The sequence below is a fragment of the Amycolatopsis sp. NPDC114478 genome (genome assembly GCF_055633805.1).
This window is the reverse complement of sequence record NZ_JBVKDO010000007.1, coordinates 126,324-140,811: the sequence shown is the minus strand read 5'-3', so window position 1 is coordinate 140,811 and position 14,488 is coordinate 126,324. Positions and strand designations below refer to the sequence as shown.

Here is a 14,488-nt window from a genome sequence, read left to right as displayed (position 1 = left end):
TCGGTCAGCAGGAAAACGTGATCGACGAGCGCAGCCCGAACGAACTCGACCAGCCAGCGCGAAACTCGGCCAGGCGCGCGGCCCCGACGAACGGCGCTCTGGCAGCAGGACCGACGCGACCGACCGAGCGCAGCTCGCGCAGCCCGAACGAATTCGACAGCCGGCGGAACTCGGTCGGCCGGGCGCACCTCGACCTGGCCTGCGGGGCGCTGCCTACATGCCTCGGGCAGACCCTTCTGCCACCGGCCGCCCGGATGTCGAACGGCCGCCGGGTTAGTCGAGGTCCAGTTCGTCGATCAGGGCGAACATCTCGTCGTCCGTTGCCGACTCCAGCTTCTCCTCCACCGCCGTCACCCCCGCCGAAGCGCCGTTCACCCGAGCCAACAACTCCTGCAACCGCGAACCCAACGTTGCCCGGGCTTGCGAATCCGACAGCAGCTCCGGCAACGCGAACTCCACCCGGTCCAGCTCTGCCAGCGCCGGCAGGATCGCCGCCGGGACGTGCGGGACCAGCTCTGTCCTCAAGTACTCCACCAGCACCGTCGTCGATGGGTAGTCGAACAGCAGCGTCGCCGGGAGGCGCAACCCCGTTGCCGCTCCCAGGAGGTTTCTCAGCTCCACCGCGCTCAACGAATCGAAGCCCAGCTCCAGGAACCCGCGGTCCGGCTCGATCGCGTCCGGGCCCGCGTACCCCAGGACCGTTGCCGCTTGGGTGCGGACCAGGTCCAGCAATGCTCCGTCGCGCTCGGCTTCGGACATTCCCGCCAGACGGTGGGTCAAGCTGTCCACCGGGTCGGCCGCGGCCGCGCGGACCGCTCGGCGGACCGGGGTGCGGATCAGGCTGCGCAGGATCACCGGGATCGCGTCCTCGCCCACCCGGTCGCGCATCGCCTCCACCACCAGGCGAACCGGCAGCAACACGGCCTCGTCGAGCGCGCACGCCACGTCGAACAAGTCCAGGCCCTCGTCCGACGGCATCGGCTCGACGCCGCCGCGAGCCAGGCGGGACAAGTCCGCCTCGCCGAGCTTGCCCGTCATGCCGCTGCGCTCGGCCCACAACCCCCACGCCAACGACAACGCCGGCAGCCCCTGCGCTCGGCGGACATGCGCCAATGCGTCGAGGAATGCGTTCGCCGCCGCGTAGTTCGCTTGGCCCGTGCCGCCGAACGTGCCCGCCAGCGACGAGAACACCACGAACCCGGCCAGGTTCATCCCCGCCGTCAGCTCGTGCAGGTGCCACGCCGCGTCGACCTTGGGCCGCAGCGCCGTGTCCAGCTGCCGGGTCGTCAGCGCCGATACGACGCCGTCGTCGAGGACGCCCGCCGTGTGCACCACCGCCGTCAGCGGGTGCTCCGCGGGGATCGCCGCCAGCAGCGCCGCCAGGGAATCCCGGTCGGCGACGTCGCACGCGGCCATCGTGACCTCCGCGCCCCACGCCGTCAGCTCCGAAACCAGCTCGGCAGCCCCTTCCGCCGCCGGTCCACGCCGGCTGGTCAGCACCAGCCGCCGCGCGCCGCGCGCGGTCACCAGGTGCCGGGCGACCAAAGTGCCGAGCGTCCCGGTCGCCCCGGTGATCAGCACCGTGCCTTCCGGGTCCCATGCCGCGACCGGCGCCGGGCTCGCCGCCGGGACGCGGGCGAGGCGAGGCACCTGGATCGCGCCGATCCGGACCGCGACGTGCGGCTCGCCGCAAGCCACGGCGGACGGCAAGGCCGCATACGACACTTCGCGGTCATCGAGGTCGACCAGCACGAACCGGCCGGGGTTCTCCGACTGCGCCGAGCGGACCAGGCCGACGACGGCCGCCGTCGCCAGGTCCGTGATGCCTTCGCCGACGCGGGTCGCGATCGCGCCCTTCGTCACGAACACCAGCCGCGAGCCGGCGAACAGGTCGCTCGCCAGCCACTCCTGCACCTGCTCCAGCGCGCCGTGGGTGGCGGTCCGGACCGCGCGCGTGACGTCCTCGTCGTCGTGCGGGCCGCTGGTCACCACGACCACCTCGGGCACCGGATCGCCCGCCACCACGGCCGCTTCGAGCGCGTCGAAGTCCGGATAGGACTCGACCGGGACGCCCGCGGTCCCCAGCGCCTTGGTGACGCGGACCCCGACGTCCGACCCGACGACGGCCCAGCGTTCGGCCGCCGAGTGGCTGACCGGCGTGATCGGGGCCATCACCCAGCCCACCCGGAACAGCGACTCGTGGTACGCCGACCGCGCGACGTCGAGCTGCTCGGCCGACACCGGCCGCAGCGTCAGCGAGCCGACGGTGGCCACCGGCAGCCCGTCCTGGTCGGCCACCGCCAGGGCGACCGTGTCGTCGCCCTGCCCGGTGACGCGCACCCGCAGCGCCGACGCGCCGCCGGCGTGCAGGGTCACCCCGGCCCAGGCGAACGGCAGGACCGCGCGGCTTTCGTCGCGCAGCGCGACGGTGTGCAAAGCGGCATCCAGCAGCGCGGGGTGCAGGCCGAAGCGGCCGGCTTCGGAAACCTCCGGCTCGGGCAGGCCGACTTCGGCGAAGATCTCGTCGCCGGCGCGCCACGCCCGGCGCAGCCCCTGGAAGGCGGGCCCGTAGTCGAACCCGTTTTCGGCGATGCGGTCGTAGAGCCCGTCGAGATCGATCGGCTCGGCGCCCGGCGGCGGCCACGTCCCGGTCAGGTCACCGGCGGCCGGAGCAGGCGCCGCGGCGAGGGTACCGGTCGCGTGCGTGGTCCAGGGTTCGTCCTCCATGGCGTCGCCGGCGCGGGAGTAGATGTCGATCGAGCGGCTGCCGAACCGGTCCGGGCCGCCGACGACGACCTGCAGCCGGACGCCGCCGGTCTCCGGCAGCACCAGCGGCGCCGCGAGGGTCAGCTCCTCGACGCGTTCGCAGCCGACCTTGTCCGCCGCGTGCACGGCCAGCTCCATGAACGCCGTCCCGGGCAGCAGCACGCTGCCGAGCACGACGTGCTGCGCCAGCAGCGGGTGGCTGGACGCCGACAGCAGACTCGTGAACAGCACGCCGTCCGATCCGGCCAGCGCGACCGACGCGCCCAGGAGCGGGTGCCCCGGTTCGCTGAGGCCGGCGCCGGTGACGTCGCCGGGCGCGGCCGGGGCGGCCAGCCAGTACCGCTCGCGCTGGAACGCGTACGTCGGCAGTTCGACGCGCCTCCCGTCGCCGAGCACGGCGGCCCAGTCGACGTCGGCGCCGGCGGTGTGCAGCCCGGCGAGCGCGGTCAGCAGCGACCGCTCCTCGTCGTGTCCCTTGCGCAGCAGGGATCCCACGCTCACCTCGGCCGAACCGGCGCAGTCCGGCACGAGCGCGGCGAGCACCGCGTCCGGGCCCAGCTCGACGAACCGGGTGACACCATCGGCAACCAAAGTACGGACGCCGTCGGCGAACCGGACGGCCTCCCGCACGTGCCGCACCCAGTACTCCGGCGTCGCGACGTCACCGGCCGCCACGACCGGGATCCGCGGCTGGTGGTAGGTCAGACCGCCGGCGACCGCGGCGAACTCGGCGAGCATCGGCTCCATGAGCGGTGAGTGGAACGCGTGCGAGACGTCGAGGCGTTTGGTCTTCCGGCCCAGCGCGGCGAAGTGCTCCCGCACGGCCAGCACGGCCTCGGTCTCACCCGAGACGACAACGGCTTCCGGCCCGTTCACCGCGGCCAGCGACACCCGGCCGTCCAGCAGCGGGACGACCTCGTCTTCGGTAGCGGCGATCGCCACCATGGCGCCGTCCGAAGGCAGCGCTTCCATCAGCCGGCCGCGCGCGGCGACCAGTTTCGCCGCGTCGGCCAGGGAAAGCACCCCGGCGACCTGGGCTGCGGCCAGCTCGCCGATCGAATGTCCGGCCAGGAAGTCCGCGCGGACGCCCCAGGACTCCAGGAGCCGGAACAACGCCACTTCGAGGGCGAACAACGCGGGCTGGGTGCAGCCGGTGCGGTCGAGCCGGGCGGTGTCGTCGCCGAACACGACGTCCCGCAGCGGGATGTCGAAGTGGGCGCACACCGCGTCGAAGGCGTCGGCGAAGACCGGGAACCGGCCGTACAGCTCGCGGCCCATGCCGAGCCGTTGCGAGCCCTGGCCGGTGAACAGGAACGCCGTCCGACCGGCACGCGCGGTGCGCACACTGAGCCGATCCGCGGCCAATCCGTCACGGAGCTCGCCAAGGGTCTCGCCTACTATCACCGCGCGGTACCCGAACTTCGCGCGGGCAGCAAGAGACCGGGCGACCGCAGCGGAGTCCACTTCGGACTCCGTGAACGCCAGCAGCCGCCGGGCCTGGTCGCGCAGCGCCGCTTCGGATCGGGCCGACACCGACCAGGCAGTGAACCTCTGTGCGGTAACGACTTCCACCGGATCGACCGGCGAGGGAGCCTCTTCGAGGATCGTGTGCACGTTGGTGCCGCTGACCCCGAACGAGGACACCGCCGCGCGGCGCGGGTGGCCGTTCGCCGCCCACTCGACCGGCTCCGACAGCAACTGGACCCGACCCGCGGACCAGTCGATGTGCGGTGACGGCGTCTCGGCGTGGAGCGTGCGCGGCAGGACGCCGTGCCGCAGCGCCTGCACCATCTTGATGACGCCGGCGATGCCGGACGCGGCCTGCGTGTGCCCGATGTTGGACTTCACCGAACCGAGCCACAGCGGACGGTCGCGGTCCTGGCCGTAGGTCGCGATGAGTGCCTGCGCCTCGATCGGGTCGCCCAGGGTGGTGCCCGTGCCGTGCGCTTCGACGGCGTCCACTTCGGACGGTGCGAGTGCGGCGTCGGCCAGCGCGGCACGGATGACGCGTTGCTGCGCGGGGCCACTCGGCGCGGTCATGCCGTTGGACGCGCCGTCCTGGTTGACCGCGGACCCGCGCACCACGGCGAGCACCGGGTGCCCGCGCCGCCGGGCGTCGGACAGCCGTTCCACCAGCACCATGCCGACGCCCTCGGCCCAGCCCGCGCCGTCGGCGTCCGCGGAGAACGCTCGGCACCGGCCGTCCGGCGACAGCGCGCGCTGCCTGCTGAACTCGACGAACGTGTCGAGCGCGGAGATCACCGTGACGCCGCCGGCCAGCGCGAGGTCGCACTCGCCGGACCGCAGCGCCTTGACCGCCCAGTGCAGCGCCACCAGCGACGACGAGCACGCCGTGTCGACCGTGACCGCCGGGCCTTCGAAGCCGAAGGTGTAGGCGATCCGGCCGGACGCGACGCTGCCCGCGCTGCCGGTCGCGAGGTGGCCCTCGAACTCGCCGGGCGCGTGCCGCAGCCGGCCGCCGTAGTCGTGGTAGTTCGAACCGACGAAGACGCCGGTCCGGCTGCCGCGCAACACCGCGGGGTCGATGCCGGCGCGCTCGACGGCCTCCCACGACGTCTCGAGCAGCAGCCGTTGCTGCGGGTCGATCGCGGGTGCCTCGCGGGGCGCGATCCCGAAGAACGCCGGGTCGAAGTCCGCCGCGTCGTGCAGGAAGCCGCCGCCGCGGGTGTAGAACGTGCCCGGCTTGTCCGGGTCCGGGTCGTAGTGCCGGTCGAGGTCCCAGCCGCGGTCGGCGGGGAACTCGCCGACGGCGTCGACCCCGTCGGCGACGAGCCGCCAGAGGGCGTCCGGATCGGCGACGCCGCCCGGGTAGCGGCAGGACATCGCGACGATCGCGATCGGCTCGTCGGTGCTCACGACCACCGGAGCCGCGGTCTCGGTCGCCGTGTCCCCGGCCAGTTCGCGCCGGACGTGCTCGGCGAGCGCGACGGCGGTCGGGTGGTCGAAGACCAGCGTGACCGGCAGCCGCAGGCCGGTGGCCTCGCCGAGCCGGTTGCGCAGGTCGACGGCGGTGAGCGAGTCGAAACCGAGGTCGCGGAAGGCGCGGTCGGGCTCGATCGACTCGGGCGACGGGTAGCCGAGCGCCACCGCGGCCTGGGCCTGGATCAGCTCCAGGACCAGCCGGTGCTGTTCGGCGATGTCGAGCCCGGTCAGGCGCTGGGCCCAGCCGGTTTCGACGGCTTCCGGCGCTTCGGCTTCGGCAATACCCAGGAGCGCGGCGCTCGGCCGGCCCTGGGCGAGGGTCTTGCGGTAGCGGTCCCAGCGGATGTCGGCGACGGCCAGCACGGTCTCGTCGTCGGCCAGGGCCTGCCCCAGCGCGTGGAGTGCCGGTTCGGGGTCCATCGCGGGTAGCCCCTGCTCGGCCAGGCCTTCGCCTCGGCCACCGCGCCACGCGCCCCACGCCACCGACGTCGCGGGCAGGGCCGCCGCGCGCCGCTCGCGGGCGAGCGCGTCGAGGTAGGTGTTGGCCGCCGCGTAGCTCGCCTGGCCCGGTCCGCCGAGCGTGCCCGCCAGCGAGGAGAACAGGACGAACGCCGCCAGCTCGCGGTCCGCGGTCAGCTCGTGCAGGTGCCGCGCGGCTTCGGCCTTGGGCCGCAGGACGTGCGCGATCCGGTCGGGGGTGAGGCTGTCGATGACGCCGTCGTCGAGCACGGCGGCGGCGTGCACCACGGCGGTCAGGTCCGGCAGCCCGGCCAGCAGCTCGGCCAGCTGGGCGCGGTCGGCGACGTCGCAGGCCACGACGGTCAGCTCGGTGCCGAGGTCGGCGAGTTCGGCGGTCAGCTCGGGGACGTCCCGGGCGCGCCGGCTGGTCAGCACCAGCCGCTCGGCACCGGCCCGGGCGAGCCAGCGGGCCAGGTGCTCGCCGATCCCCCCGGTGCCGCCGGTGAGCAGCACTGTTCCGGTTACCCGCCACGGCTTTTCACTGCGAGCCGGCTCCGCGCGGACGAGCCGGCGGCCGAAGACCCCGGACGAGCGGAGGGCGACCTGGTCCTCCTGGGGCGAGCCGAGCACGGCGGCGAGCCTGGCGACGGCACGGGCGTCGAGCTCGGCCGGGAGGTCGACGAGACCGCCGAAGCGCTGCGGGTACTCCATGGCCGCGATCCGGCCGAACCCCCAGGTCAGCGCCTGATCCGTGGCGCGGATCGGGTCTGCTGCGCCGGTGCTGACCGCGCCGTTCGTGGCGCACCAGAGCGGCGCGTCGATCCCGGCGTCACCGAGGGCGTGCAGCAGCGTCAGGTTGGGTTCGAGGCCGTCAACGGCCAGGAGCGACAGCACGCCTTCGTACGGCCCCGCCTCGCGAAGCAGCTCGGCGCACCGCGCACGGTCCACATCGGACGACAGTTCCAGGACGCGCGCGCCGAGCCCGTCGGCGAGGTCCTGGGCGTCGTGCCCGGCCGGAGCGACCACCAGCCAGTTGGCGACGACCGTGCCGGACGCGACGGCGAGCGGGATCCACTCGACGCGGTAGCGCCAGTCATCCACAGTGGACGACGTCCGCCGATGACCGCGAGCGTCCAGCCAGTAACGCTGGTGCTGGAAGGCGTAGGTCGGCAGCGGGACCTGGCGGGCGCCGGGGAACACCGGCGCCCAGTCGACGTCGACGCCGCGGACGTGCAGCTCGGCCAGCGACGTGCGGAACCGCGTCAAGCCGCCCTCGCCCCGGCGCAGCGTGCCGACGGCGATCGCGCCGGGCACGATCTCGGCGATCGCCGACGAGACGACAGGATGCGGGCTGACCTCGACGAACACCGCGTGCTCGAACGCCTCGATGGTCTGCGCGAACAGCACCGGCTGCCGCAGGTTGCGGTACCAGTAGCCGGCGTCCAGCGTCGCGGTGTCGAGCTGCTCGGCCGACACCGTCGAGTGGAACGGGACTTCGCCGGTGCGCGGTTCGACCGCGGCGAGCACGTCCCGCAGTTCGCTCTCGATCGCTTCGACGTGTGCCGAGTGCGAGGCGTAGTCCACCGGGATCAACCGGGACCGGACGCCGTCGGCCTGGCACTGGGCGAGCAGTTCGTCCAGCGCGGCGGGCTCGCCGCACACCACGGTCGACGACGGGCTGTTGAACGCCGCGATCGAGATCCGGCCGCCCCATTCCGCGAGCAGCTTCTCGACGCGCTCGGCGTCGAGAGCGATCGAAGCCATCCCGCCCTGGCCCGCCAGACCGGCGGCGATCGCCTTGCTGCGCAACGCGACCACCCGGGCACCGTCGACAAGGGACAGTCCACCCGCGACGACCGCCGCGGCGATCTCGCCCTGGGAGTGCCCCACCACGGCATCCGGCGTGGCGCCGTGCGACTGCCACAACGCGGCCAGCGAAACCATCACCGCCCACGACAGCGGCTGCACCACGTCGACCCGGTCCAGCGTCGATTCGCGCAAGACGGTGAAAGGCGACCAGTCGACAAAGGACTCCAATGCCGCCGCGCACTCGGCGAACCGCTCGGCGAACACCGGTGAGGAGTCCAGCAGCTCCACGGCCATCCCGGCCCATTGGGCACCTTGACCGGGAAATACGAATACCGTCCGCCCGGCCGGGGCCGCCACGCCGGTGACGACCGACGCACTCGGCGTCCCGGCGGTGAGGGCACGCAGACCGGCCAGCAATTCCGCACGGTCTTCGCCGAGGACGACGGCCCGGTGCTCGAACGCGGTCCGCGTCGTAGCGAGAGACCAGCCGACGTCGGCGATGTCCGCATCCTCGTCGAAACCCGCCAGTTTCTCCGCCTGGGCGGCCAAACCGGCCGCCGAACGCGCCGAAACGAGCCACGGCACGGGCCCCGGGACAGGCTCCCGCGAGAGGACAGGCTCTGGAGCGGGATCGTGTTCGAGGACGACGTGCGCGTTGGTGCCGCCGACGCCGAACGAGGAGACACCGACGCGGCGCGGTCCCGGCTTCTCCGGCCACGGCGTCGCCGACGTCAGCAGTTCGAGCGCCCCGGAAGACCAGTCGACGTGCGGCGACGGGCGTTCCGAGTGCAGCGACCGCGGCAGGACGCCGTGGCGCATGGCGAGGACCATCTTGATGACACCCGCGGCACCCGCGGCGGCCTGGCTGTGCCCGATGTTCGACTTGACCGAGCCGAGCCACAGCGGCGTCTCGCGGTCGCGTCCGTAGGTCGCCTGCAGCGCCTGCGCCTCGATCGGGTCGCCGAGAGTGGTGCCCGTGCCGTGCGCCTCGACGGCGTCCACATCGGACGGTTCGAGCCCGGCCGCGGCCAGCGCGGAGAGGATCACCCGTTGCTGGGACGGGCCGTTCGGCGCGGTGAGGCCGTTGGACGCGCCGTCCTGGTTGGTAGCGGTGCCGCGGACGACGGCCAGCACCCGGTGTCCGTTGCGGCGGGCGTCGGACAGCCGCTCGACGAGCAGCATGCCGACGCCCTCGGCCAGGCCCATGCCGTCGGCGTCGGCGGAGAACGGCTTGCTGCGGCCGTCGGCGGCCAGCGCGCGCTGGCGGCTGAACGCGACGAACGGCGCCGGCGTCGACATCACGGCGACCCCGCCGGCCAGCGCGAGGTCGCACTCCCCCGACCGCAGTGCCTGGCCCGCCAAGTGCAAGGCGACCAGCGACGACGAGCAGCCGGTGTCGATCGTGACCGCCGGGCCTTCGAGCCCGAAGGTGTAGGCGACGCGGCCGGAGGTGACGCTGCCGGTGCCGCCGGTCACCAGGTGCCCTTCGACGCCTTCGGGAACCTCGCTCAGCCGCGGCCCGTAGTCGTGGCCGCTGGCGCCGACGAACACGCCGGTGCGGCTGCCGCGGGCGGCGGCCTGGTTGAGCCCGGCGTCCTCGAAGGCCTCCCAGGCGGCTTCCATGACGACGCGCTGCTGCGGGTCCATCGCGAGGGCTTCGCGCGGGCTGATGCCGAAGAAGCCCGGGTCGAACTCGGCCGCGTCGTAGAGGAACCCGCCCGCGCGGGTGTAGCTGTGGCCCGCGCGGTCGGGGTCCGGGTCGTAGAGCGAGCCGGGGTGCCAGCCGCGGTCGCCGGGGAACTCGCCGATGGCGTCGGCCTCGGCCAGCATCAGCTCCCACAGCTGCTGCGGGCTGCCGACACCGCCCGCGAACCGGCAGCTCATGCCGACGATGGCCAAGGGCTCGTCGGTCGCGACCGACGAGGCGGCCACTTCGGGCGCGGGGGCGCCGAGGACCTCGGTGCGGACGTGCCGGGCGAGGGTGGTCGCGTTCGGGTAGTCGAAGACCAGGGTCGCCGACAGCTTGAGCCCGGTGGCGGCGGTGAGCCGGTTGCGCAGTTCGATGGCGGTCAGCGAGTCGAAGCCCAGCTCGCGGAACGCGCGGGCCGCGTCGACGTCGTCCGGCCCGGCGTAGCCGAGCACGGCGGCCGCGTGCTTGCGGACCAGCGCGAGCAGCTCGCGGTCCTGGTCCGGTTCGGACAGTGCGGACAGCTTGGCGCGCAACGCACCCGCCGCGCCGGTCTGCTGCTCGGTGACCTCCGAGGCGGCGGCCAGGACGGCCGCGACCTCGGGCACTTCCGACAGCAGCGGACGCGGCCGGGCGGCGGTGAAGACCGGGACGAACCGTTCCCAGTCGATGTCGGCCACGGCGAGGAACGGCTCGTCGTGGTCGAGCACCTGGCCGAGCCCGAGCAGCGCCGGTTCCGGGGCCATGAACGGGATCCCGCGCCACTTGAGCTGGTCGGCGACGACGTCGGAGACCATGCCGTCACCGGCCCAGATGCCCCAGGCGACCGACGTCCCGGCGAGCCCGCGGGCGCGGCGGTTCTCGGCGAGCGCGTCGACGAACGCGTTCGCGGCGGCATAAGCGCCGTGGTCGCCACTGCCCCACACGCCGGCGACCGAGGAGTAGAGCACGAACGCGTCGAGGTCGGCGTCGGCGAAGAGCTCGTCGAGGTGACGGGCTCCGGCGAGCTTCGCGCGGGCGCCCTCTTCGAACTCGGGCAACGTCGTCTCGGCGAGCGGCGCCAGCAGGCCGACACCAGCCGTGTGGATCACCGCACGGATCTCCGGCAGGCCGCTGACCAGCGAAGACAGTGCCTCGCGGTCGGCGACGTCGCAGGCGGCGATGGTCACCTCGACACCCAGCGCTTCGAGTTCTTCCCGCAGCTCGGCGGCGCCGGGGGCGTCCGGTCCGCGGCGGCTGGTGAGCACGAGGTGCTCGGCCCCGCGGCCGGCGAGCCAGCGGGCGACGTGCGCGCCCAGCCCGCCGGTGCCGCCGGTGATCAGCGCGGTACCGCTCGTCCGCCACTCGGGGGCGGTGCCGTCGACCGGCGCACGACGCAGGCGACGCTGGTACACGCCGGAGTCGCGGACGGCCAGCTGGTCCTCGTCGTCGATCCCGGCCAGGACAGCGCAGAGCCGGGTCGCGGCCTGCTCGTCCAGGGTCTCCGGCAGGTCGACCAGCCCACCCCAGCGGTCGGGGTGTTCGAGGGCGAGCACCCGGCCGAGGCCCCAGGTCGTGGCCTGACCCGGGCGCGGCAGCTCGTCGCCGGGCACGACGACGGCTGTCCCCTGCGTCGCGAGCCAGAGCGGCGCGGTGACCCCGGCGTCGCCGAGGGCTTGGGAGAGCAGGAGGTTAGCGGCGAGACCGGCGGGCAGCACCGGGTGCGTCGCGTGCTCGCGCTCGTCGGCGGCGAGCAGCGACAGCACGCCCGCGACCTCGGACTCGCCCCGCAGCCGCTCGGCCAGCGACGCGCGGTCGTCGGTCGCCTCGACCCGCAGAGTGCGGACGACCGCGCCGGCCTTCTCGAGAGCGTCGAGGCAGACGTCGGGGGCGTGCACGACCAGCCAGGTGCCGGACAGCACCGGCGCCGGTTCGGGGACCGGGTGCCAGGTGATCCGGTACCGCCACTGGTCCACAGTGGACAGCTCGGTGCGGCGGTGCCGCCAGTCCGCCAGCGCGGGCAGCACCTCCTGCCAGGGCGTTTCGGCGGTGACGCCCAGCTCGCCGGTGAGGGCACCGTCCTCGACGGCGGTCCAGAACCCGTCGTCCGCCGCGGTGGTTTCGACCGCGGTCTCGAGCCAGTAGCGCTGCCGCTGGAAGGGATATGTCGGCAAAGCGACCGGGCGGCCTTGCGGGTAGACAGCCGCCCAGTCGACGTCGTGACCCTGCGTCCACAGCTGCGCCACCGACGTCAAGAACCGGGTCAGGCCGCCTTCGCCGCGACGCAGGGTGCCGACGACGGCCGCCGCGCCGGGGTCGAGCGTCTCGTCGAGGGTTTCCTGGATGCCGCCGCCGAGCACCGGGTGCGGGCTGCACTCGACGAAGAACCGGTGACCTTCGGCGACGAGCGTCCGGGTCGCGTCCTGGAACCGCACGCGCTGCCGCAGGTTCCGGTACCAGTAGGCGGCGTCGAGTGTCTCGGCGGTCTCCCCGGTGACGCTGGAGACGAACGTGACCTGCGCGGCACGGGGTTCGATCCCGGCCAGGGCTTCCAGGAGTTCGGCTTCGAGGACCTCGACGACCGCGGAGTGCGAGGCGTAGTCCACCGGGACCCGGCGCACGCGCAGGCCTTCGGACTCGGCGCGGGCGAGGACCGCTTCGACGGCGGCGACCTCGCCGGAAATCACGACCGACGCGGGTCCGTTGACCGCCGCGATCGACACGCCGTCCGCGAGCAGTGTCGTGACGTGCGCTTCCGGTGCCGCGATCGACGCCATCGCGCCGAGGCCCGCGAGCCGGCCGGCGATCAGCTTGCTGCGCAGCGCGACGACCTTGGCGCCGTCGGACAGCGACAACGCCCCCGCGACGACGGCGGCCGCGATCTCGCCCTGGGAGTGCCCGACGACGGCGTCCGGCGTGACACCGTGCGCCGCCCACAGCGCGGCGAGCGACACCATGACCGCCCACGAAACCGGCTGGACGACGTCGACCCGCTCCAAGGCCGCCGCGTCGCCGAGGACGTCGGTCAGCTTCCAGTCCACGAAGGACGCCAGCGCGGCCTCGCACTCGGCCATCCGGGCGGCGAACACCGGGGACTCCCCGAGCAGGTCCACGGCCATTCCGACCCACTGGGCGCCCTGACCGGGGAAGACCAGCACGGTGCCGCCCACGGCCTGGGCCTCGCCGCCGACCGCCGCGCCCGTGCCGGATTCGGCGATCTCGCGGACGCCCGCGACCAGCGCAGACAGGTCCCGGCCGACCACCGCGGCGCGGTGCTCGAACGCCGACCGCGTGTGCGCCAGGGACCAGCCGACATCGGCGATGTTCGCGTCCGGCAGCTGAGCCAGTTCCGCCGCGCGAGCCTGCAACGCGGCTTCGGAGCGACCGGACAGCACCCACACCGCCGTGTCCACAGTGGATTTCTCTACGGCCGGGGTCTCGTCGGTGACACCCTCCAGCACGACGTGCGCGTTCGTCCCGCTGCCGCCGAAGGACGACACCCCGGCCCGGCGCGGCGCACCCGTTTCGGGCCACTCCTGCTGTTCGGTCAGCAGGGAGACCGCGCCCGCGGTCCAGTCGACGTGCGGGGTCGGCTCGCCGACGAACAACGTCTTCGGCAGGACGCCTTCGCGCAGGGCCAGGACCATCTTGATCACCCCGGCGAGCCCGGATGCCGCCTGGGTGTGGCCGATGTTCGACTTGACGGTCCCGAGCAGCAGCGGCCGCGAGCGGTCGCGGCCGTAGGTCGCCTGCAGGGCCTGCGCCTCGATCGGGTCGCCCAGCTTGGTGCCGGTGCCGTGCGCCTCGACGACGTCGACCTGCTCGGGCCCGAGCCGCGCGTTGGCCAGCGCCGCCTCGATCACGCGCTGCTGGGAAAGCCCGTTGGGGGCGGTCAGGCCGTTCGACGCGCCGTCCTGGTTGATCGCCGTGCCGCGGATGACCGCAAGCACCGGGTGGCCGTGGCGGCGCGCGTCGGACAGCCGTTCCAGCAGCACGACGCCGACGCCCTCGCCCCAGCCCGTGCCGTCGGCGTCGGCCGAGAACGCGCGGCACCGGCCGTCGGCGGACAGGCCGCGCTGGCGGCTGAACTCGATGAAGTTGCGCGGGTTGGCCATCACGGTCGCGCCGCAGGCCAGGGCCATCGAGCACTCGTCGTTGCGCAGCGCGGTGACCGCCAGGTGCAGCGCGACCAGCGACGACGAGCACATCGTATCGACGGTGACGGCCGGGCCCTCGAGCCCGAAGGTGTAGGCGAGCCGGCCGGACAGCACGGCGGCCGAGCCACCGGTGAGCAGCAGCCCTTCGAGGCCCTCGGGCGCGGTGACCATGCCGCCCGCGTAGCCCTGGTTGCTGGCGCCGACGAACACGCCGGTCTTGCTGCCGCGCAGGGCCGCCGCGTCGAGCTTCGCCCGCTCGAAGGCCTCCCAGGTGGTCTCCAGCAGGAGCCGCTGCTGCGGGTCCATCGCGGTGGCTTCGCGCGGCGAGATGCCGAAGAACGCGGGGTCGAACTGCGCGGCGTCGGTCAGGAAGCAGCCGTCGCGGACGTAGCTGCGGCCGACGCGTCCGGGGTCGGGGTCGTAGAGGTCCGGGTCCCACCCGCGGTCGGCAGGCCACGGCGAGACGGCGTCCCGGCCATCGGCCAGGAGGTCCCAGAGCTGTTCGGGCGTGGCGACGCCGCCCGGGAAGCGGCAGCTCATCGACACCACGGCGATCGGCTCGGCGCGGCGCTCGGTGACGTCGTGCAGGCGCCGGTTGGCCAGCTTCAGATCGGCCGTGACCCGCTTGAGGTAGTCACGGAGCTTGTCCTCGTTGCGCATCTGCGTCGGCTCCTGGTTTCCGGTCACG

Annotated in this window: 1 protein-coding gene; it reads right to left on the bottom strand. The window is 73.7% G+C overall.

All coding sequences use genetic code 11. The features are described from left to right. Positions 1–273: 273 nt before the first annotated feature. The gene (locus ACZ7OH_RS21335; RefSeq protein WP_470282351.1) at positions 274–14,487 is read right to left on the bottom strand and encodes a type I polyketide synthase; all 14,214 of its coding nucleotides are present in this window, start codon (positions 14,485–14,487) and stop codon (positions 274–276) included. Between the last annotated feature and the right edge of the window lies 1 nt (position 14,488).